Here is a 20,177-nt window from a genome sequence, read left to right as displayed (position 1 = left end):
TTGTCTCAGCGCGGCTGGCAGGTGTAGACTTGATGCCTGGTTATTCAAAGACGGAACCCGTAATGAGCTATCGCGTAATCGCCCTCGATCTGGATGGCACCCTGCTGACACCCAATAAAACTATTCTGCCTGAATCGCTGGGGGCGCTGGCCCGCGCGCAGCAGGCGGGCGTTAAAGTGCTGATCGTCACTGGCCGCCATCACTGCGCTATCCACCCTTTTTATCAGGCGCTGCAGCTGGATACACCCGCAATCTGCTGTAACGGCACCTATTTGTATGATTATCAGGCAAAAAAAGTGCTGGCCGCCGATCCGCTGGCGAAAAGTCAGGCTGCAAGGGTAATAGAGATGCTCGACGAGGAGAACATCCACGGTCTGCTGTACGTCGACGATGCCATGCTGTATCAGGAGCCGACCGGCCACGTCACGCGCACGCTGAACTGGGCGCAATCGCTGCCGGAAGCGCAGCGTCCGCTGTTTCTGCAGGTGCCCAGCCTGGCGCAGGCGGCGCAGGATGCTGAAGCGATCTGGAAGTTTGCCCTGTCACATCCGGATACCCGCGCATTACAGCAGTTTGCTGAACGTACCGAAGCGGAGCTGGGCCTGGCGTGCGAATGGTCATGGCACGATCAGGTTGATATCGCCCAGGCGGGTAACAGTAAAGGCAAACGCCTGGCGCAGTGGGTGGAGAGCCAGGGCTTCAGCATGCAGGAGGTGCTGGCGTTTGGCGACAACTATAACGACCTTAGCATGCTGGAGCAGGTGGGGCTGGGCGTGGCGATGGGCAACGCCGAGGACGCCATCAAAGCGCGCGCGGCAGAGGTGATCGGCACTAACCTTGAGCCGGGCATTGCTGAGATTATTCGCCGGGAAGTGCTGTGACGGCAGCCCTGTTCGTCAGGCGATAACTGAAACGCTTTTGAGCTGGACATAGAGCCACTGATCGACGCGAATGCCCAGCTCATCGCGTGCCCACGGCGTGATGCGTGCCCAGAGCTCGCTGCTGCCGATGCGGACCCGGACTTCAACCTGATCGTCAATATCCAGCAGCTCCATGACCTGCGCAGGCAGAATGTTACGTACGGAGGTATGCTGGGCCGGCTGCAGCGCCAGTGAGACATCGGCTGACGCGATGCGAATACGCAGCGTGCTTTTTGCCGGCAGATTAACGCGACTCACCCAGATATGCTGATCCCCCAGCAGCAGTGCGGTCATGGGATAGTAAGGATGCTGCTCCAGCACCTGCACGCGCAGCACGCTGGTACGTTCGCTGACCGGCAGCCAGGGACGCATTGCGCTGCTGCTCCAGACTTTCTCCAGCGGGCCTGCCGCTTTAACGCTGCCGTTATCCAGCACCAGCACGTTGTCCGCGAGCTGCACAATCTCATCCAGGCTGTGCGAGACGTAGAGCACCGGTACGGCAATCTGTTTTGTCAGCTGCTGCAGCCACGGCAGCAGCTCACGCTTGCGCGGCAGATCCAGTGACGCCAGAGGTTCATCCATCAGCAGCAGATCGGGCGCGCTCAGCAGCGCCCGGCCAATCGCCACGCGCTGTTTTTCACCGCCTGAAAGCGTGGCCGGAAAGCGATCCAGCAGCGCATCCAGCCCCAGCAGCGTTACCAGCTGCGCAAACTGCGGCTTCATTGATGCGGCCATGCTGTACTGCAGATTGCCGCGCACCCGATAGTGCGGAAAGAGTCGCGCGTCCTGAAACACATAGCCGATACGCCGCTGCTCCGGCGGCAGATTGATGCCGCGCGCGCTGTCAAACAGCAGCCGGTCATTGATCTGTATGCGGCCCTGCTGCGGCTGCGTCAGACCGCTGATAGCGTTGATCAGCGACGTCTTACCCGCGCCCGAGACGCCAAACACGGCGGTAATACCGTGCGCCGGCAGCGTCGTATCCACCTCCAGCAGATGGTCACCCAGCCGCTGTGAAAACTGCAGCGTCAGCATCAGGCGATCCCCCAGCGTTTGCGGCCCCAGCGCGCCAGTAATTCTGACGCCACCAGCGACAGCAGCGCCAGGGCGATAGCCACCGCACAGAGCCGCGCGGCGGTGCTTTCTGCACCCGGCGTTTCAATCAGGGAAAACATCGCGGAAGGGATAGTACGGGTTTCGCCGGGGATACTGGAGACAAAGGTAATCGTGGCGCCAAACTCCCCCAGTGAACGGGCAAACGCCAGCACGGTACCGGCAATAATGCCCGGCAGCGTCAGCGGCAGCGTAATAGTGAAAAAGACCCGCCAGCGCCCCGCTCCCAGCGTTCGCGCGGCCTGCTCCAGCCGGGTATCCACCGCCTCCAGCGCCAGCCGGATGGCGCGTACCATCAGCGGAAATGCCATCACCGCCGCCGCCAGCGCTGCGCCGCGCCAGCTGAAGGCGAAGGTAAAGCCAAACCACTCCCATAGCCAGGCACCGATCGCGCCGCGACGTCCCAGCGCCAGCAGCAGCAGATAGCCCACCACCACCGGCGGCAGCACCAGCGGCAGATGCACCAGGCTATCGAGCAGCGTTTTACCCGGAAAACGGCAGCGTGCCAGAATCCACGCCATGAGAATGCCAAACGGCAGGCTGCACAGCACCGCCACGCAGGAAACTTTCAGGCTGAGTGCAACAGCCTGCCATTCGGGATCGCTCAGTATCATTTTTTCGGCGTAAATCCATACTGTTTAAAAATAGCCGCGGCCTCAGGCCCCTGCAGATAGTGCCAGAACGCGCTGACCGCTGCATTCTGATGCGCTTTGACTATAGCCATCGGATACTCCACCGGTGGATGAGAATCGGCGGGAAAACGCCCGGCCACAACAACCCCTTTACTCGCGACGGCGTCAGATCCATATACGATGCCATAGGGGGTTTCGTTACGCTCAACCAGCGCCAGCGCGGCGCGCACGTTGCTGGCTGGCGCAAGCTGTGACGCGAGCTGCTGCCAGGCGCCCAGCTTCTGCAGCGCTGCTTTGGCGTAAATTCCGGCGGGCACATGTGCCGGATCGCCCACCGCCAGGCGCTGCCCCTGCAGCAGATTTTTCCAGTTGGTGGCGGCAGAGATCGCTACGGGTGTCGTGCCGGCAGCTACAGGCGCGATCAGCACCAGATCGTTACCCAATAGCGTTACGCGCGTCTCCGCTTCAATACTCTGCTTTGCCGCCGCGTCATCCATCCACTGCTGATCGGCAGAGATAAAGAGATCGGCCGGCGCGCCCTGCTCAATCTGGCGTGCCAGCGTGGAGGAGGAGGCAAAAGAGGAGACCACTTCGGTCCCGCTCTGCTGCTGATACCGGGTCGCGATCTCCTGCAGCGCATTGGTCAGTGATGCCGCAGCAAACACCGTAATTTTATCAGCCGCCACCGCCTGGCCCGCCAGCGAAAAGGTCAGCGTAGCCGCGGCCAGCCAGTAAGAAGATTTGTTCAGCATGTCAGACTCCCTGTTTCGTTGTATACGGAATGATACAACGCCTGGGCAGATGCTGCTATGCGCAGCATGCGGATAAATGTCATCAGAGTGGGTATCGGCAGGAGCGTGCGGAAATTGATAAAAAAACGCCCGCAGCGTGCGGGCGGGTCAATCAGTGCTGTGAGCTTTTCGCCGGGCGGTCATTGCGGCGGCCAAATTTGGAGATAATGTTAAACACCTCTCCGAGGCCGTAAATCAGACCCAGCATAATCGCCATCACAATCGGCACCATGATGACCGCGACGGCCAGGCTTTTTATCAGTTCCAGCATGGAAACCTCACGCAGAATTTAAAAAAGTGATTGTAGCGGCAGCGGAAAAAAAGGCACTGCCCTTTTCGTGCTTTTACTTTACGCCGTACACTACCCGCTTCCGACTAAAGGAGCTGACATGCAAGCCGATCTCTCACTTCATATTCGTCTTCAGCAGAAACTGTTTGCCGATCCGCGCCGTATTGAACTGCTGCGGCGGGTTGCTGAGACGGGATCAATCAGTCAGGGTGCCCGGCTGGCGGGCATCAGTTATAAAAGCGCCTGGGACGCCATCAACGAGATGAACCAGCTGGCGGATGAGACGCTGGTTGAGCGGGCTACCGGCGGCAAAGGCGGTGGCGGCGCCCGTCTGACGCGCTATGGCACACGGCTGATCCAGCTGTTCGATCTGCTGGCGCAGATCCAGCAGAAAGCGTTTGATGCCCTGCAGCAGGATAACCTGCCGCTCGACAGCCTGCTGGCTGCGATTGCGCGCTTCTCGCTGCAGACCAGCGCGCGTAATCAGCTGTTTGCCACCGTGCGCAGCCGTGATAACCGGCCGGTGCAGCAGCATATTGAGGTGGTACTGGCCGATGGCGTGACCCCGGTTAACGTGGCGCTGACCGCGCGCAGCGCGCAGCGGCTACAGCTGGTACCCGGAAAAGAGGTGCTGGTGTTGATTAAAGCGCCGTGGATCCGGCTCGGTGACGAAGGTGAACCCGACGATAACGCCCTCTCTGCCCGGGTCAGCGCCATTGAAGAGGGTGAAGAGATGAGCGAAGTGCTGCTGACGCTGAGCGGGGGTGAAACGCTGTGCGCTACTCTGAGCGCGGCGCAGCTGGCGCAGCAGCCGCTGCGGCCAGGCGACGCTGTCACCGCCTGCTTCAGCGCTGAACAGGCGATTATTGCCACGCTAATCTGACGCTTCTGCCCTGATTGACTTCCGCTGCAGCGGCCGTTACAACAGTAATAACGCTGCATAAAACGGAATACATCATGTCTTTATTGCAAATTTCGCAAGGCACATTTCATCTTAGTCACCATCGTGCGCTCAGCATTGACGCGCTGACCATACAGCGCGGTGAAAGCTGGGCCTTTGTTGGCGCTAACGGCAGCGGTAAATCTGCCCTGGCCCGGGTGCTGGCAGGTGAACTTGACGCGGGGAAAGGCCACTTCAGCAGCGATTTTCGCCGGCCGATCCGCCTCTCATTTGAGCAGCTGCAGCAGCTGGTGAGTGAGGAGTGGGAGCGCAATAACACCGATATGCTCAGCGAAGGGGAAGAAGATACCGGCCGCACCGCTGCAGAGATCGTCCAGGCGGACGTCAGCGATGAGGTTCGCTGCCGCGCACTGGCGCAGCAGTTTGGTATCCAGGATCTGCTGCATCGCCGCTTTAAATATCTCTCGACCGGTGAAACCCGTAAAACTCTGCTTTGTCAGGCGCTGATGGCAGAGCCGGATCTGCTGATCCTGGATGAGCCGTTTGACGGGCTGGACGTCGCGTCGCGCGCCAGCCTGAGCGCGCTGCTGCAGCAGCTGCATACGCAGGGCTATACGCTGGTGCTGGTGCTGAACCGGTTTGAGGATATCCCCGATTTCATTCAGCAGGCGGGCGTGCTGGCAGAGTGCACCCTGACCCACGCCGGTGACCGCAGGACGCTGCTGGCGGAAGCGCTGGTGGCCCAGCTGGCGCACAGTGAGCGGCTGCAGGGCATGGCGCTGCCGGAGGCAGATCGCCCCGATCTGCTGCCGGCGCTGGCCGCTGAGACCCCGCGCGTGATACTGCGTCATGGCCGGGTCGCCTATGACGATTGCCCCATCATCGATAACCTCAGCTGGCAGGTTAACGCCGGCGAACACTGGCAGATTACCGGGCCAAACGGTGCCGGCAAATCCACCCTGCTTAGCCTGGTGACCGGCGATCATCCGCAGGGCTACAGCAACGACTTAACGCTGTTTGGCATCCGGCGCGGCAGCGGCGAAACCATCTGGGATATTAAGCAGCATATCGGCTACGTCAGCAGCAGCCTGCACCTTGACTACCGGGTAAGCTGCAGCGTGCGCACCGTGGTGCTCTCCGGCTTTTTTGACTCGATTGGCCTTTACCAGGCCGTTTCAGAGCGGCAGAAAGCGCTGGCGCGTCAGTGGCTGGCGCTGCTCGGCATGGATAACGCGCTGGCAGATGCCCCTTTTCACAGCCTCTCCTGGGGTCAGCAGCGGCTGGTGCTGATTGCGCGCGCGCTGGTCAAACACCCCGCCCTGCTGATTCTGGATGAGCCGCTGCAGGGGCTGGACCCGATTAACCGTCAGCTGGTACGCCGCTTTACGGATGTGCTGATTGGTGAAGGCCGCACCCAGCTGCTGTTCGTCTCGCACCACGCTGAAGATGCGCCGCGCTGTATTACCCATCGCCTCAGCTTTGTCAAAACCCCGCAGGGTTACTGTTATCAGCAGGAGGCGCTGCGCACGCCGCAGCCCTGACCGCCTTCTGTCCCGCTTACTCTGCATTGCCGATCGCCTGCTCCGTCAGGCAGGCGATCGGTGCCGCACCTGTCAATGTAATCGCTACCACTAATCTGTGCTAAATTTGAATTCGTCCGTTTCACAGACCGCAAAATTAAGAATAAGCGACTTGTGTAAACGATACCATTTATCCAGACTTGATCACGCTTTTGCCTGCGGGCATATGCTAGTTTGAGCGCAGAAAACGTTTACTGTTTGCCGTTACCAGGACAAGTTATGCAAAAATTTAATCCGGTGGATCATCCGCATCGCCGCTATAACCCGTTAACCGATCAGTGGGTCCTGGTGTCACCGCACCGGGCGAAACGCCCGTGGCAGGGGGCGCAGGAGACGCCAGCGCGTGAGACGCTGCCGGCGCACGATCCCGACTGCTTCCTGTGCGCGGGCAATACCCGCATCACCGGTGATAAAAACCCTGATTACACCAACACCTATGTCTTTACTAACGACTTTGCTGCGCTGATGGAGGAGACCCCGGATGCGCCGCAGAGCGACGACCTGCTGATGCGCTGTGAAAGCGCCCGCGGCACCAGCCGGGTGATCTGCTTTTCGCCCGATCACAGCAAAACGCTGCCGGAGCTGTCGCTGAGCAACCTTGAAGCTATTGTCGCGACCTGGCAGCAGCAGAGCGCTGAGCTGGGGCAGCACTATCCGTGGGTGCAGGTGTTTGAGAACAAAGGCGCGGCCATGGGCTGCTCCAATCCGCATCCGCACGGTCAGATCTGGGCCAACAGCTTTCTGCCTAATGAAGCGCAGAAAGAGGATGATAACCAGCGCCGTTACTATGCCGAAAAAGGCACGCCGCTGCTGCTGGATTACGCGGCACGCGAGCAGCACGACGGCAGCCGTACCGTCGTGGAGACGGCGCACTGGATCGCCGTGGTGCCGTGGTGGGCCGCCTGGCCGTTTGAAACCCTGCTGCTGCCAAAAACGCACGTAAAACGCCTGACCGAACTCAGCGCAGAGCAGAGCAGCGACCTGGCGCGCGCGCTTAAGCTGCTGACCAGCCGCTATGACAATCTGTTCCAGTGCTCATTCCCGTACTCGATGGGCTGGCACGGCGCGCCGTTTACCGAAGAGGCTGGCGATCACTGGCAGCTGCATGCGCACTTCTATCCACCGCTGCTGCGCTCGGCAACGGTGCGTAAATTTATGGTCGGCTACGAAATGCTGGCTGAAACCCAACGTGATTTAACGGCGGAGCAGGCAGCAGAACGTCTGCGCTCTGTCAGCGATATCCATTTTCGTGAGGCGCAATAAATGTCTTTGAAATCGACAACCCGCCAGCTGTTCGCTGACACCTTTGGTTATGCTGCCACCCATACCATTCAGGCGCCGGGCCGCGTCAATCTGATTGGTGAACACACCGATTACAATGACGGCTTTGTGCTGCCGTGCGCTATCGATTATCAGACGGTGATCGCCTGCGCCCGCCGCGACGATCGTCAGGTACGGGTGATCGCCATGGATTATGACAACCAGCAGGACAGCTTCTCGCTGGATGCGCCGATCGAACCGGTAAAAGAGCCGATGTGGGCCAACTATGTGCGCGGTGTGGTGAAGCATCTGCAGCAGCGTGACGCCGGCATCGGCGGCGTGGATATGGTGATCAGCGGCAACGTGCCGCAGGGGGCCGGCCTCAGCTCTTCTGCGTCGCTGGAAGTGGCCGTCGGCACGGTATTCCGTGAACTCTGGCAGCTGGATCTCGATGGCGCGGCGATTGCGGTCAACGGCCAGGAGGCGGAGAACCAGTTTGTTGGCTGTAACTGCGGCATTATGGATCAGCTGATTTCAGCGCTCGGCAAACAGGATCACGCCATGCTGCTCGACTGCCGCACTCTGGCGACCCGTGCGGTGCCGATGCCGGACAACGTCGCCGTGGTTATTATCAACAGCAATTTCCGCCGCTCGCTGGTAGGCAGTGAATATAATACCCGCCGCGAGCAGTGTGAGACCGGCGCGCGCTTCTTTAACAAACCGGCGCTGCGCGACGTCACGCTGGAGGAGTTTGAAGCACGCGAGCATGAGCTGGATAAGCTGGTGGCGAAGCGCGTGCGCCATGTTATTACCGAAAACGCCCGGACGCTGGAGGCGGCCGACGCGCTGAGTCAGGGCGATCTTGAACGCATGGGCGAGCTGATGGCCGCTTCCCACGCCTCTATGCGCGACGATTTTGAGATCACCGTGCCGGCAATCGATCAGCTGGTGGCGATTGTTAAACAGGAAGTGGGTCCGCACGGCGGCGTGCGCATGACCGGCGGCGGCTTTGGCGGCTGCATCGTGGCGCTGATGCCGGCAGAGCGGGTGGAGCAGGTCAGAGCGGCCGTGGCGGAAAAATATGAAGCGCAGACCGGTATCAAAGAGACCTTCTACGTCTGCAAAGCCTCAGAGGGAGCGGGTCAATGGTAAGCGACGTCAACTCCCATGCGCCAGACGGCCAGCCGTGGCGCATCACGGTTCTGCGCAACCGTCACGGCATGGTGGCCACTTTTATGGACTGGGGTGCCACCTGGCTTTCGGCGCGCGTGCCGATGCGGGATGGCAGCGTGCGTGAAGCGCTGCTGGGCTGCGCCACGCCGTCAGATTATCTGCATCAGGACGCCTATCTCGGCGCCACGATTGGCCGCTACGCCAACCGCATCGCGCAGGCTGAGCTAAAGACGCTTAATCTGAAGCTGGCTGCCAATCAGGGGCCGCATCAGCTGCACGGCGGTCCGGAAGGGTTTGACAAACGCCGCTGGCAGATTGTCAGCCAGAGCGACAGCAGCGTGCACTACCGGCTCGACTCGTCGGATGGCGATCAGGGCTATCCGGGTAATCTTATCGCCTCGGTGACCTATGAACTGACGGAGGATAATATGCTGGCGATCCGCTATCAGGCGGAGACCGATCGCCCCTGCCCGGTTAATCTGACTAACCACGCCTACTTTAACCTTGATGCGCATCATGGCGACGCCCGCCAGCATCGGTTACAACTGCAGGCAGATCGTTACCTGCCGGTAGACAGCGCGGGCATTCCTGCTGCGCCGCTGAAAGCCGTTGCGGCGACCAGCTTCGACTTCCGCCAGCCTAAACGCGTGGCGGACGAGTTTCTGGCTGATGCCGATCAGCAGGCGGTCAAAGGCTACGACCATGCGTTTTTACTGAACGCGGCAGGCGACATTACGCAGTGTGCCGCCGGGCTATGGTCCGCTGACGGCGCGCTGCAGCTCAGCGTATTTACCACCGCACCGGCGCTGCAGTTCTACACCGGCAACTACCTGGCGGGAACGCGCGCCCGCGAGCAGGAGAGCTATACTGCATTCCAGGGCATCGCGCTGGAGAGTGAATTTTTACCCGATTCGCCTAACCATAGCGAGTGGCCGCAGCCCGATTGCTGGCTGCAACCCGGTGACATCTGGCGCTCAGAGACGCGGTATCGCTTTACGGCACATTGAGATGCCGGCTGAAAAACGCGCACTGCGCATGCGACAGACTTACGCCGTGCGCCGTTTTCCGCTATGGTATGGCGCTATCAGTGTGCCGCCGCCTCAGGCGGCCGCAGCCGGGTTCATTACTAATCTACTTAAGCATTAAGGAGTAAAGCTATGGCCGTAACTAAGCTGGTTCTGGTCCGCCACGGCGAAAGCCAGTGGAATCAGGAAAACCGCTTCACCGGATGGTATGATGTGGATCTCTCTGACAAAGGTCGTACCGAAGCAAAAGCGGCGGGTCAGCTGCTAAAGAAAGAGGGCTTCGTGTTCGATTTCGCCTACACCTCCGTGCTGAAACGTGCCATCCACACCCTGTGGAACGTGCTGGATGAACTGGATCAGGCCTGGCTGCCGGTAGAAAAAACCTGGCGTCTGAATGAGCGCCACTACGGTGCGCTGCAGGGTCTGGATAAAGCAGAAACCGCGGCTAAATATGGTGATGACCAGGTTAAGCAGTGGCGTCGTGGTTTTGCCATTACTCCGCCAGAGCTGGATCGCAGCGATGAGCGTTTCCCTGGCCACGATGCGCGTTACAAATCACTGACCGACGCGCAGCTGCCTACCACCGAGAGCCTGGCGCTGACCATCGACCGCGTTATCCCTTACTGGAACGAAACCATTCTGCCGCGCATTAAAAGCGGTGAGAAAGTTATCATTGCCGCACACGGTAACTCGCTGCGCGCGCTGGTAAAATACCTTGATAACATGAGCGAAGATGAGATCCTCGAACTGAACATCCCGACCGGCGTGCCGCTGGTGTATGAGTTCGATGAAAACTTCAAGCCAATCAAACACTACTATCTGGGTGATGCCGATGAGATCGCAGCGAAAGCCGCGGCTGTGGCAAACCAGGGTAAAGCGAAGTAACGTTTCGCAGTAAATCTGAAGGCCAGACGTTCGTCTGGCCTTTTTTATGCGTCACGCTCAGCCGCGACGGGTACGGATCGCCTGCGCCAGCTGACGCAGCGCCGTTTCCGTATCTTCCCAGCCAATGCAGGCATCGGTTACGCTCTGGCCGTACACCAGCGGTTTCCCGCTCTCCAGACTCTGATTGCCTTCTACCAGATGGCTCTCAATCATCACGCCGGTAATCGCCTGCTCGCCGCCGGCAATCTGCTGTGCCACATCTTCCGCCACAACCATCTGCCGCTGGAACTGCTTGCTGCTATTGGCATGACTGAAATCGATCATCACCTGCGGACGCAGGCCCGCTTTTTCCAGCCCGCTCTTCACTGCTGCAACGTGCTCAGCGCTGTAGTTTGGCTCTCTGCCGCCGCGCAGGATGATATGGCAATCTTCGTTGCCGCGCGTCTCAACGATGGCCGAGTGCCCATATTTGGTTACTGACAGGAAGCAGTGCGGCGCGCTGGCCGCGCCGATGGCGTCAATCGCGACTTTGATCGTGCCGTCGGTGCCATTTTTGAATCCTACCGGACAGGAGAGACCGGAAGAGAGTTCGCGATGCACCTGTGATTCGGTGGTGCGTGCACCGATGGCGCCCCAGCTCATCAGATCGGCCATATATTGCGGCGTGATCATATCCAGAAACTCGCCGGCGGCCGGCAGACCGGTGTCATTGATGTCCACCAGCAGCTTACGGGCCAGACGCAATCCTTCATTAATCTGAAAGCTGCCATCCATATGGGGATCGTTGATCAGCCCTTTCCAGCCCACCGTAGTGCGCGGCTTTTCAAAATAGACGCGCATCACCACTTCCAGCTCGCCGCTCAGCTCATCGCGCAGCGTCAGCAGGCGTGCAGCGTACTCTTTCGCCGCTGCCGTGTCATGAATTGAGCAGGGACCGATCACCACCAGCAGACGATCGTCTTCGCCATGCAAAATCCGGTGAATGGCCTGACGCGCCTGCGATACGGTCGCCGCCGCGCGCTCCGTTGCCGGATATTTTTCCAGCAGCGCAACCGGGGGAAGTAACTCTTTGATTTCTTTAATGCGTAAATCGTCGTTCTGGTAATCCATACTTATTCCATTCAGATTTTTGCCCTGCGTGCGCCGGGCGTAACCCTTTCAATCTATCCCTTCAGGCGGCATGAGTAAATTAAGAGCGTGATGAAAATGCTTTTGTCTCATTTGCATTTATAGAGCCATAGACTAAGCTTTTTAAACGTAAGCACTGAGGAACGAGTCGCTTACACTATATATTTTTACGCCGAACACTCCTGACGAAATTTAATTTCGTTACGGCCCGCTTTTTTNAGCACCCGTGGGTGTCAAACGGCAACTATCCATTTATTACAGGAGCATAATGATGAATAAGTTTGCAATTGTTTTTCTGACGGCAGCAATGACTCTGGGTAGCGGTGCAGCGATGGCTGCAAGCAACAATGGACAGGCCAACGCATCAGCTGAAGCGGGTGCGGCAGCGGGCGGCGCAAAACAGAATCTGCCACCGCACAATGTTGATAACAGTGATATCAACACCGGCAACACCAATACCAACGGCGCAGCAATGTCAGGCACCGAATCAGGCGACATGTCTGCCAAAGAGGTGCACAAAAACACCATGTGTAAAGATGGCCGCTGCCCGGACATGAACAAAAAAGTCGAAACCCAGACGGGTAGCGACAACGTGAATACCAAAACCGACGGCACAACTCAGTAAGAGATGCCTCTGCGGTAATTAGGGCGGGCGCAGGCTCGCCCTTTATTTTTTCCGGCCCCGCTTTTCCGCTATGCTAACCGCCATGAAATTCACAGGAACGGTGACATGGCTACCCTACTGCTTATTGACGATCACCCGCTGGTTGAAGTCGCACTTCAGGCTGCCTGCCAGCACGCCCCTATCCCTTTGCAGCTCTATGCCGCCGCTGATGAATCTCAGGCACGCGCCTGCCTGCAGCAGCATAATATTGACATCATTATCCTTGATATCGGCCTGCCGGATTGTGATGGTCTGGAGCTGCTGCGCCGCCTGCGCGCCCGCGATGCACAGCGCCCGGTGCTGATCTACTCTGCGCAGCAGAGCCGCCACACCTTACTGAGCGCCGCTTCGCTGGGGGCGGCAGGCTATGTGGTAAAAAGCCAGAGCATGGCTCAGCTGCTCAGCGCCATCCTTGCGGTGCTGGGGGGACAGCAGGCCTTTCCGCCGCTGCCGGAGCGCCTGGACCTGCCGCTGACGGAAAAAGAGCAGCAGATTGTAGCGCTGCTGGTGCGCGGCCTCTCTAATCTGCAGATTGGTGAACAGCTGCATATCAGCAACAAAACCGTCAGCACACATAAAAAAAATATCATGGCCAAAACCGGCGTGACCTCGGTGGTTGAGCTGGCTGAACTGTGGAAAGCGCAGCAGTGAGGCGGCTCTGGCTGCTCTGTTTGCTGCTGGTGGCCAGCGCACGCGCTGAGCTGCTGCCCGCCAGCAGCGTCATGCTGCCTGCGGTTATGCCGGTGCCTCACGCTGCGCCGCCGCCCGCCACGCAGCTGCGCGTGGCGGTGCCGGTGCAGAATAGCGCGCCCTGGTCGATGCGCATTGGCGATCGCCTGTGGGGCATTGATGCTGACTATCTCAGCGCCCTCAGCCAGCAGAGCGGCGTACGGTTTCAGCTGCAGGGCTACCCTGACCGGCGCGCGCAGCTGCAGGCGCTGAAGCGCGGTGAGGTGGATCTGGTTCTGACGACTGAAAGCGCACCGCTGCCTGCCGGCGCCTCGCTCAGCGCCAGCTGGTTCAGCACGCCGCTCCGTATTTACCGCAACCGTGCAAATCAGCGCGCGGTAATGTTTAACAGCGATAACGCTCAGCTGACGATTGCCGGCAGCACGCTGACGCAGCTGCCGCCGGAGCTGGCAGCGCGCCACCGCTGGCATCCGCTGCCCGGCAATTTACAGGCGCTCTACGCCCTGCTCAATCAGCAGAGTGATTATCTGGTCGCCGATGAAGCCAGCGCCGGCTTTCTGCTCAGCCAGCTGCAGCAGGGAGAGATCTACCAGATCACCGCCGATCCGGATGCGGTACTGACGCTGCGTACGATCGCCCGCGATCCGGCGCTGACGACATGGATCGATGCGCAGCTTCGCCTGCTGCCGGCAGAGTTCAGTCGTCAGGTTGCTCAGCGCTGGAGCCCGCCGCTGCCGCGCTATCAGGATACGCAGACGCTGATGCTCAGCCCGGCTGAGCAGCAGTGGCTGGCGGCGCATCCCGTTGTCACCTACGCCGCCGCGCCAGACAATGCCCCCTGGAGCTACCGGGACGCCAGCGGTAACGCGCGCGGCTTTGGTATCGACCTGCTTAATGCGCTGAGTCAGAGCACCGGCATCCGCTTCACGCCGCGCTGGGTCGCTAACCCGCAGCAGGCGCAGGCGCTGCTGGCACAGCAGGCGGTGATGCTTACGCTGCTGGAGCCTCTGGATACGCCCGATGCGGCCTCCACCACGCTTCCGGTATGGCGTGCTATCTGGGGCGTTTACAGCCGGATGCCGCTTGCGCCTGCCGACTGGTCCTCGCTGCAGGGCAAACGTCTTGGCGTACTGCGCGGCGATCTGGCCCGGCAGCTGCTGCTGCCGGGCATTACGCCACAGTGGTTTGACGACCGCACCCGGCTCTGGCAGGCGCTCAGCAGCGGACAGATTGATGCGCTGGTGGATAATGTGATCTCAGCGCGCTGGCGGCTGGCCAGCCGCGATGACACCGCGCTGCGTCTGGCGTTTGCCGCCAGCGATATCGCCTGGCCGATGGCGCCGCGGGTGGCTCCGCAGCAGCCGCAGCTGCGCGCCCTGCTCGATCGTGCGCTGCAGCAGATACCGCCAGAAACGCTGAACCAGATGCGGGCAAGCTGGGCGCAGCCGCCGCAGCCCGGTAGCACGATGATGATGCGCAGCATACCAAAACTGCTGCTGTTTGCAGCGGCGCTGATGATTGCAGGGCTGCTGCTGTTGCAGCTGCGTCACATGCTGCAGCAGCGGCGTGAACGGCGACAGCGCGCAGAAGCGGAGCGCGCCAGTGCGGCTAAAAGCCAGTTTCTCGCGACCGTCAGTCATGAACTGCGTACGCCGATGCAGGCGATCCTTGGCCTGCTGGAGCTGGAGCAGCAGCAGCATGTGCCCTCACGGGTAGCGCTGATGCACAGCAGCGCCCGCTCGTTGATGGCGCTGCTGAACGATTTGCAGGATCATGCGCGGATTGAGAATCAGAGTTTCCGCCTGAATCCGCACCCGCTGAATCTCTCCCGCTGGCTGCAGCAGCAGCGGCAGCTTTACCATCCGCTGATGCGCCCCGGCGGCTCGCAGCTGCGCGTAACGGCCCTGACGCCGCTGCCCGCCAGCGTGCTGCTGGATAGCGATCGCCTGCAGCAGGTCATCAATAACCTGGTGGCTAATGCACTGAAGTTTACCCGTGAAGGCGAAATAAGCCTTACGCTGGCGGCGGAGGAGCAGATTAGGCTTGTTGTGACGGACAGCGGCAGCGGCATTCCGCTCAGCGAACAGGCTCACCTGTTCGAGCCGTGGTATCAGGCGCCGTCTGGCCGGCGTCATGCGGTGCAGGGCAGCGGGCTGGGGCTCTTTATCTGCCGGGAAATCGTACAGCGAATGGGCGGTACGCTGCAGCTGAGCTCTGCGCCGGGCCAGGGCACACGCGTCAGCGTAACGCTGCCGCTGACGCCCTGTGACATTGCGGATGCCGGCGACGATCCGGCCTGGCCGCGCTATCCGCAGCTGCGGGTGGCGATTGTTGACGATCATCCCGCTAATCTGCTGGTATTGCAGCAGCAGCTGGCTGCTTTTGGCATTCAGGCTGAGACCTTTGATGCGGGACGCGCCCTGCTGCTCGCCGATGCCAGGCAGCCGTTTGATGTGCTGTTTATCGATCAGATGATGCCGCATCCCGATGGCCTGATGCTGCTGCGCATTCTGCGTCGCCGCCAGCGACAACGACCTCACCCTGCCCTGCGCGTGATCTGTTCCGCCGATGTGCAGCGTTTGCGCCTGCCGCTGCAGGCGCATGAGGCGCAGCTGGTGAAGCCCGTTACGCTGCAGGCGCTGTCCGCGCTGCTGGCGCAGGCGCAGTCCGATCCGCTGGCACAGCTGCCGGCAACGCTGCAGCAGCTGGCTCAGCACGACGCCAGCTGGCTGCCGCGCATCTGTGAAACGCTGCAGCGCGCCGTTACGCAGGATCGCGATGCGCTGCTGCAGGCCAGCGGGCAGCGCGACTGGGCGGCGATTGAAAAAGCGGCTCACCGCCTGAAAGGCAGCTGGCTGATGCTGGGCATTGAAGATGCTGCCGGAGCGTGTCAGCAGCTGATTGACGCCGCGAAACAGCAGCAGCTCCATCCTGACACGCTCAATTTACTGATAGTATTAACCAACAGGCTACTCAACCAACTGGAACGCTATGGCACACTCTCACTCTCACGGTGACCACAATGCTAATCGCACCCGCCTGGCGGCGGCGTTTGGCGTCACGGCACTGTTTATGCTGGCCGAAGTGATCGGCGGCCTTCTTTCAGGTTCACTGGCGCTGCTGGCCGACGCCGGACATATGCTGACCGACGCTGCCGCGCTGCTGATGGCGCTGCTGGCGGTGCAGTTTGCGCGCCGCAAACCCAATGCGCGGCATACCTTTGGCCTGCTGCGTCTGACCACGCTGGCGGCGTTTGTAAACGCGATTGCGCTGCTGGTGATTACCGTGCTGATCGTCTGGGAGGCGATCCGGCGTTTTACGCATCCGCAGCCGATTGAGGGTGGCCTGATGCTCGGCATCGCTATCGCCGGGCTGTTTGCTAACCTGCTCTCATTCTGGCTGCTGCATCGCGGCAGCGGCGAGAAAAATCTCAACGTGCGCGCCGCCGCGCTGCATGTTCTGGGAGACCTGCTTGGCTCAGTGGGTGCCATTGCCGCCGCGGTTATCGTTATGCTCACCGGCTGGACGCCCATCGATCCGATTCTTTCACTGCTGGTTTCCGTGCTGGTAGTACGCAGCGCCTGGACGCTGCTGCGTGAAAGCCTGCATGAGCTGCTGGAGGGCGCACCGGTGAATATCAATATTGATAAGCTGGGGCGCGAGCTGAAGCTGAACATTGATGAGGTGCGTAACGTCCATCATATCCACCTGTGGCAGGTGGGAGAGAAGCCGGTGCTCACGCTGCATGTCCAGGTAGTGCCGCCGTACGATCACGACGGCCTGCTGCGAAAAATCCATCATTATCTGCATCAGCACTATCAGATTGAACATGCCACGGTGCAGATGGAGTATCAGGCGTGCAGCCTGCCCGACTGTGCGCTCGGTTCAGAACATGCGGCTCATGATGATGGCCATGCGGTGCTGGACGGACACGCGCATCATCATCACTAACCCGCCAGCGCGCGTGAGCCCTGCTCGCGTGCGCTCTGTATCCACAGACGCGAGCCGTTCAGCGCAATCAGCGTGAGAATGGCGTATTCCAGCGACATCGCATACCCCCCCTGCCGGGCAAAAATCATTACGCTAATGACGTTGATGACCACCCACAACAGCCAGTTTTCGACATATTTACGCGTCATCAGAATCATTGCCACGACAGAGAGCACCATCATGCAGGAATCCCAGAAGGGAAACGCGTCAGGCTGCAGCTGCGGCATGGTGACCTGCAGGCCAATTCCCTGCATGATCTGCACCGCGCTGCGGGTAAGGAAGCCAAATACCACGTCGATATAGCGCGTCATCAGCGCAATCGCGATAACGCAGGCCGCGCCCCATGCCAGCGCTTTCGGCAGCGACAGCCAGCGAATTTTTAACGCGCGCTCATGGTCACTGGTCTGCCGGCTCCATGCATACCAGCCATAGAGATTGGCGACAAAGAAAAAGAGCTGCAGCAGCAGGCTGGCGTAGAGCTGGATCTGAAAGAAAATCACCGCAAACAGCGTGACGTTAATCAGGCCAAACAGGTAGTTACTGATTTTTTCCTGGCTTGCCAGCCAGATACAGAGCAGCCCGGCCAGCGTGCCGAACGCTTCAATCCATGAGAGATCATATCCGCCGGCGCCCAGAGGGATATGTACCAGGATATTTTGCGTGCTGAAAATGTCCATTACTGGCTCCTGTGCCTGAAATGCAGGGTGCGAAAAAGCGCAGATGGCTGCTGCCCGATCCGGAAGCGCACCACCGCATTAATGTTTTATGTAATAAACAACAGAAGCTACGAAAATACTATAAAGAATAATAAAGCGCCATTTAGTTTTTTATACTAAACAGCCAGCGCATCCGGTTTTTTAGCTGCCCGCTCCAGCTCCAGCAAAAACGCTTTAACCGGCAGGCCACCGGCAAAGCCGGTCAGTTTGCCGTTGCTGCCAATGACACGGTGGCAGGGAGCCATAATAGAGAGCGGGTTTTTACCGTTGGCAGCCCCTACCGCGCGCACGGCTTTGGGATGCCCAATCTGCTCAGCTATCTGCCGGTAGCTGCGCGTCTCCCCAAACGGAATAGTCAGCAGGGCGGCCCATACCTTTTGCTGGAACGGCGTGCCGGACGGGTCGTAGCTCAGGGTAAAACGCTGCCGGGTGCCGGCAAAATACTCCTGCAGCTGACGCTCAGCCTCGCACAGCACCGGATGCAGCTCGTTACGTGACAGCGGCGTCAGCGGCACGCGCTGCGATCCTTCATTTTCCCACAGCACGGCTGCCAGGCCTTTATCGCTGGCAATCAGCGTCAGCTCGCCGACCGGCGTCACGATGGTTTTAGTATGGTACATAACAGATCTCCGCAGTGGATGACTCCCGACTATTATTGCATTAATCACGCCGCAAACTGGCTGTTTTCGGACAGGCACATAAACTGATTAGCTGTCCAAAAGCAGCGTGTTTCCGCACCCGGACTGCGCCATGATGCCCTTTATTTACCGGAGAAGACGATGCTTGATCCTGAAATTGCTTACCAGGCGCTGACGTCGCGCGACAGTCGCTTTGACGGGCTGCTCTACGTGGGCGTAACCTCAACCGGTATTTACTGTCGTCCCGTCTGTCCGGTACGCAAACCGCTGCTGAAAAATTGCCGCTTTTTTCATAATGCAGAAGCGGCGGAAAAGGCGCGCTTTCGCCCGTGCCTGCGCTGCCGCCCGGAGCTGGCACCGGGATTTGCGCCGGTAGATAACCATCACCGTATTGCCGATCGTCTGATCCGTCGCGTTGAAGAGGGCATGCTGGAGGAGCAGACCTCGCTGGCAGATATTGCCGGTGAGTTCTTTCTGAGTGAACGTCAGCTGCGGCGCGTGATTCAGCAGGAGCTGGGCGTTTCGCCGCTGGAGCTGCGTCAGACGCGGCGCATGCTGCTGGCGAAACAGCTGCTGACCGAAACCGCCCTGCCCGTAACGGAGATCGCTTACGCCAGCGGCTTTCGCAGCCTGCGCCGCTTTAATGATGTGTTTCAGGCGCGCTATCACATGACACCTTCCGCGCTGCGTAAGCGGAGCCAGCCGGAAGGCGCTGCGCTGCCACAGCAGAGCGCCACCCTGCAGCTGAGCTATCGGCCGCCCTATGACTGGGCGGCGATGCTGGAGTTTCTTGAAGCGCACGTTATGAAGCAGGCTGAGTGGGTGGCCGATGGCGCTTATCACCGCACCGTCGCGCTGGGCGGCTGTCGCGGCTGGGTGCGCGTCAGCGCCCTGCCCGATAAGCATGCGCTGCAGGTTGAGTTCACTACCACACTGACGCCGGTGCTGCCTGCCCTGCTGCGCCGGCTGCGCGATCTGTTCGATCTGGATGCTCAGCCGCAGGCGGTAAGCGATCTGCTGGGCCGCGATCCGCTGCTGGCAGAGAGCCTGGCGCGCCATCCGGGTCTGCGCGTGCCCGGCGCGTTCGATGCGTTTGAGTTAAGCGTGCGCGCGATTCTCGGCCAGCAGGTTACGGTAAAAGCGGCTGTAACGCTCAGCAGCCGTCTGACAGAGCGCTTTGGCGAGCCGCTGGAGACGCCCTGGCCAGCGCTCTCCCGCCTCTCTCCGGACGCGGCCACGCTGGCAGCAGCAACGGTCGATGATATTGCGGTGCTCGGCATAGTCAGCGCCCGTTCAAATGCGATTATCGCGCTGGCCCACGCCTGCGCCAGCGGCGCACTGCGCTTTAACGGCTCTCTGCCGCCGGATACCGTACAGCAGCAGCTGCTGGCACTGAAGGGTGTCGGCCCGTGGACCGCCAGCTATATCGCCATGCGCGCGCTGCGCTGGCCTGATGCTTTCCCGAAAGAAGATATCGCTATCCGTAATAATCTCGGCGGCGTAACGGCCAGAGAGGCAGAGCAGCTGTCACAGGTATGGCGGCCGTGGCGCAGCTATGCCGTGCAGCATATCTGGAAAAGCCTGATGCCCGAAAAAGCCCCCCGGAAAAAGCCGGTACGGTAGCGCGCCAGTGGCATCTTCATTCACCATCGGAGGTTAATGCGCGGCCAGGGCGCCATAAATGGCGCCCCTACGTATGGATGGGCATATCCCGTCAATGCATTACCGCGTCCGTAACCATATTAACGTACCCGTAGGGGCCGCATTAATGCGGCCCTGGCG

General features: G+C 60.0%; 19 protein-coding genes. 12 read left to right on the top strand and 7 right to left on the bottom strand.

Features of this window, described 5'->3' with window-relative positions:
• Window positions 1-62: 62 nt before the first annotated feature.
• Window positions 63-881: a pyridoxal phosphatase gene (locus tag F3I15_RS13835; protein ID WP_150018288.1), complete on the top strand. Its 819-nt coding sequence runs from the start codon at window positions 63-65 to the stop codon at window positions 879-881.
• 15 nt (window positions 882-896) lie between these two features.
• Here the strand turns inward: F3I15_RS13835 and modC are convergent, their stop codons facing one another.
• The 4 genes from modC to F3I15_RS13815 all read right to left on the bottom strand — a co-directional run bounded on the left by modC (window position 897) and on the right by F3I15_RS13815 (window position 3,727).
• Entirely contained in the window at window positions 897-1,955 is a 1,059-nt protein-coding gene (gene modC / locus F3I15_RS13830; protein ID WP_150018287.1) for a molybdenum ABC transporter ATP-binding protein ModC, read from the bottom strand.
• Entirely contained in the window at window positions 1,955-2,647 is a 693-nt protein-coding gene (gene modB, locus F3I15_RS13825) for a molybdate ABC transporter permease subunit (protein ID WP_150018286.1), read from the bottom strand. Before modB ends, modC begins: the two co-directional genes overlap by 1 nt.
• Entirely contained in the window at window positions 2,644-3,417 is a 774-nt protein-coding gene (modA, locus tag F3I15_RS13820; protein ID WP_150018285.1) for a molybdate ABC transporter substrate-binding protein, read from the bottom strand. Before modA ends, modB begins: the two co-directional genes overlap by 4 nt.
• Before the next feature lie 151 nt (window positions 3,418-3,568).
• The gene (locus tag F3I15_RS13815; protein WP_039383289.1) at window positions 3,569-3,727 is read right to left on the bottom strand and encodes an AcrZ family multidrug efflux pump-associated protein; all 159 of its coding nucleotides are present in this window, start codon (window positions 3,725-3,727) and stop codon (window positions 3,569-3,571) included.
• Window positions 3,728-3,845: 118 nt separating this feature from the next.
• Between F3I15_RS13815 and modE the strand changes: the two genes are divergently transcribed.
• From modE to gpmA, 6 genes are all read left to right on the top strand, one after another.
• On the top strand, window positions 3,846-4,628 hold the full coding sequence (gene modE / locus F3I15_RS13810) for a molybdenum-dependent transcriptional regulator (protein WP_150018284.1): 783 nt from the start codon (window positions 3,846-3,848) through the stop codon (window positions 4,626-4,628).
• Window positions 4,629-4,702: 74 nt separating this feature from the next.
• A complete protein-coding gene (gene modF, locus F3I15_RS13805; RefSeq protein ID WP_150018283.1) occupies window positions 4,703-6,187 on the top strand; it encodes a molybdate ABC transporter ATP-binding protein ModF in 1,485 nt (494 codons plus the stop codon).
• Between the two features lie 258 nt (window positions 6,188-6,445).
• Window positions 6,446-7,489: a galactose-1-phosphate uridylyltransferase gene (gene galT / locus F3I15_RS13800; RefSeq protein ID WP_150018282.1), complete on the top strand. Its 1,044-nt coding sequence runs from the start codon at window positions 6,446-6,448 to the stop codon at window positions 7,487-7,489.
• Window positions 7,490-8,638 carry a galactokinase gene (gene galK, locus F3I15_RS13795; RefSeq protein WP_150018281.1) on the top strand — a complete coding sequence of 383 codons (1,149 nt, stop codon included), beginning with the start codon at window positions 7,490-7,492 and terminating at the stop codon, window positions 8,636-8,638. It abuts the gene before it with no gap.
• Window positions 8,632-9,666, top strand: a complete 1,035-nt coding sequence (gene galM / locus F3I15_RS13790) for a galactose-1-epimerase (protein WP_150018280.1) — start codon at window positions 8,632-8,634, stop codon at window positions 9,664-9,666. The genes galK and galM overlap by 7 nt, the downstream gene beginning before the upstream one ends.
• A 150-nt stretch (window positions 9,667-9,816) precedes the next feature.
• Window positions 9,817-10,569, top strand: coding sequence for a 2,3-diphosphoglycerate-dependent phosphoglycerate mutase (gene gpmA, locus F3I15_RS13785; RefSeq protein ID WP_104084674.1), 753 nt, complete (start codon window positions 9,817-9,819; stop codon window positions 10,567-10,569).
• Between the two features lie 57 nt (window positions 10,570-10,626).
• Here the strand turns inward: gpmA and aroG are convergent, their stop codons facing one another.
• Complete coding sequence (gene aroG / locus F3I15_RS13780) at window positions 10,627-11,679, bottom strand: 3-deoxy-7-phosphoheptulonate synthase AroG (protein WP_039383273.1); 1,053 nt, start codon at window positions 11,677-11,679, stop codon at window positions 10,627-10,629.
• Window positions 11,680-11,968: 289 nt separating this feature from the next.
• On the opposite strand from aroG, the gene F3I15_RS13775 reads away from it, so the two are divergent.
• The 4 genes from F3I15_RS13775 to zitB all read left to right on the top strand — a co-directional run bounded on the left by F3I15_RS13775 (window position 11,969) and on the right by zitB (window position 17,002).
• Entirely contained in the window at window positions 11,969-12,322 is a 354-nt protein-coding gene (locus F3I15_RS13775; protein ID WP_150018358.1) for a YbgS-like family protein, read from the top strand.
• Window positions 12,323-12,427: 105 nt separating this feature from the next.
• Entirely contained in the window at window positions 12,428-13,012 is a 585-nt protein-coding gene (locus F3I15_RS13770; protein WP_150018279.1) for a response regulator transcription factor, read from the top strand.
• The gene (locus F3I15_RS13765; protein ID WP_150018278.1) at window positions 12,994-16,068 is read left to right on the top strand and encodes an ATP-binding protein; all 3,075 of its coding nucleotides are present in this window, start codon (window positions 12,994-12,996) and stop codon (window positions 16,066-16,068) included. Before F3I15_RS13770 ends, F3I15_RS13765 begins: the two co-directional genes overlap by 19 nt.
• A complete protein-coding gene (gene zitB, locus F3I15_RS13760; RefSeq protein ID WP_150018277.1) occupies window positions 16,043-17,002 on the top strand; it encodes a CDF family zinc transporter ZitB in 960 nt (319 codons plus the stop codon). Before F3I15_RS13765 ends, zitB begins: the two co-directional genes overlap by 26 nt.
• Here zitB and pnuC read toward each other — a convergent pair.
• On the bottom strand, window positions 16,999-17,718 hold the full coding sequence (gene pnuC, locus F3I15_RS13755; protein WP_150018276.1) for a nicotinamide riboside transporter PnuC: 720 nt from the start codon (window positions 17,716-17,718) through the stop codon (window positions 16,999-17,001). The two genes, zitB and pnuC, sit on opposite strands and share 4 nt — an antisense overlap.
• A 155-nt stretch (window positions 17,719-17,873) precedes the next feature.
• Complete coding sequence (locus F3I15_RS13750; protein WP_150018275.1) at window positions 17,874-18,377, bottom strand: methylated-DNA--[protein]-cysteine S-methyltransferase; 504 nt, start codon at window positions 18,375-18,377, stop codon at window positions 17,874-17,876.
• A gap of 159 nt (window positions 18,378-18,536) precedes the next feature.
• Here F3I15_RS13750 and F3I15_RS13745 point away from each other — a divergent pair, with 159 nt between their 5' ends.
• Window positions 18,537-20,018 carry an AlkA N-terminal domain-containing protein gene (locus tag F3I15_RS13745; RefSeq protein WP_150018274.1) on the top strand — a complete coding sequence of 494 codons (1,482 nt, stop codon included), beginning with the start codon at window positions 18,537-18,539 and terminating at the stop codon, window positions 20,016-20,018.
• Window positions 20,019-20,177: the final 159 nt, after the last annotated feature.

Source organism: Pantoea sp. M_9, from assembly GCF_008631385.1.
In the GTDB taxonomy this organism is placed as follows: domain Bacteria; phylum Pseudomonadota; class Gammaproteobacteria; order Enterobacterales; family Enterobacteriaceae; genus Pantoea; species Pantoea eucrina.
Note: the sequence above shows the minus strand (reverse complement) of the source record. Positions and strands in the feature narration are given on the sequence as shown.

Excerpts from the sequence above, each read along its gene's own strand:
- gpmA (WP_104084674.1), top strand. The coding sequence starts at position 9,817 with ATGGCCGTAACTAAGCTGGTTCTGGTCCGCCACGGCGAAAGCCAGTGG.
- modF (WP_150018283.1), top strand. The coding sequence starts at position 4,703 with ATGTCTTTATTGCAAATTTCGCAAGGCACATTTCATCTTAGTCACCAT.
- modE (WP_150018284.1), top strand. The coding sequence starts at position 3,846 with ATGCAAGCCGATCTCTCACTTCATATTCGTCTTCAGCAGAAACTGTTT.
- modB (WP_150018286.1), bottom strand. The coding sequence starts at position 2,647 with ATGATACTGAGCGATCCCGAATGGCAGGCTGTTGCACTCAGCCTGAAA.
- galK (WP_150018281.1), top strand. The coding sequence starts at position 7,490 with ATGTCTTTGAAATCGACAACCCGCCAGCTGTTCGCTGACACCTTTGGT.
- F3I15_RS13770 (WP_150018279.1), top strand. The coding sequence starts at position 12,428 with ATGGCTACCCTACTGCTTATTGACGATCACCCGCTGGTTGAAGTCGCA.
- modC (WP_150018287.1), bottom strand. The coding sequence starts at position 1,955 with ATGCTGACGCTGCAGTTTTCACAGCGGCTGGGTGACCATCTGCTGGAG.
- zitB (WP_150018277.1), top strand. The coding sequence starts at position 16,043 with ATGGCACACTCTCACTCTCACGGTGACCACAATGCTAATCGCACCCGC.
- F3I15_RS13815 (WP_039383289.1), bottom strand. The coding sequence starts at position 3,727 with ATGCTGGAACTGATAAAAAGCCTGGCCGTCGCGGTCATCATGGTGCCG.
- modA (WP_150018285.1), bottom strand. The coding sequence starts at position 3,417 with ATGCTGAACAAATCTTCTTACTGGCTGGCCGCGGCTACGCTGACCTTT.
- F3I15_RS13750 (WP_150018275.1), bottom strand. The coding sequence starts at position 18,377 with ATGTACCATACTAAAACCATCGTGACGCCGGTCGGCGAGCTGACGCTG.
- galM (WP_150018280.1), top strand. The coding sequence starts at position 8,632 with ATGGTAAGCGACGTCAACTCCCATGCGCCAGACGGCCAGCCGTGGCGC.
- aroG (WP_039383273.1), bottom strand. The coding sequence starts at position 11,679 with ATGGATTACCAGAACGACGATTTACGCATTAAAGAAATCAAAGAGTTA.
- F3I15_RS13775 (WP_150018358.1), top strand. The coding sequence starts at position 11,969 with ATGAATAAGTTTGCAATTGTTTTTCTGACGGCAGCAATGACTCTGGGT.
- galT (WP_150018282.1), top strand. The coding sequence starts at position 6,446 with ATGCAAAAATTTAATCCGGTGGATCATCCGCATCGCCGCTATAACCCG.
- F3I15_RS13745 (WP_150018274.1), top strand. The coding sequence starts at position 18,537 with ATGCTTGATCCTGAAATTGCTTACCAGGCGCTGACGTCGCGCGACAGT.
- pnuC (WP_150018276.1), bottom strand. The coding sequence starts at position 17,718 with ATGGACATTTTCAGCACGCAAAATATCCTGGTACATATCCCTCTGGGC.
- F3I15_RS13835 (WP_150018288.1), top strand. The coding sequence starts at position 63 with ATGAGCTATCGCGTAATCGCCCTCGATCTGGATGGCACCCTGCTGACA.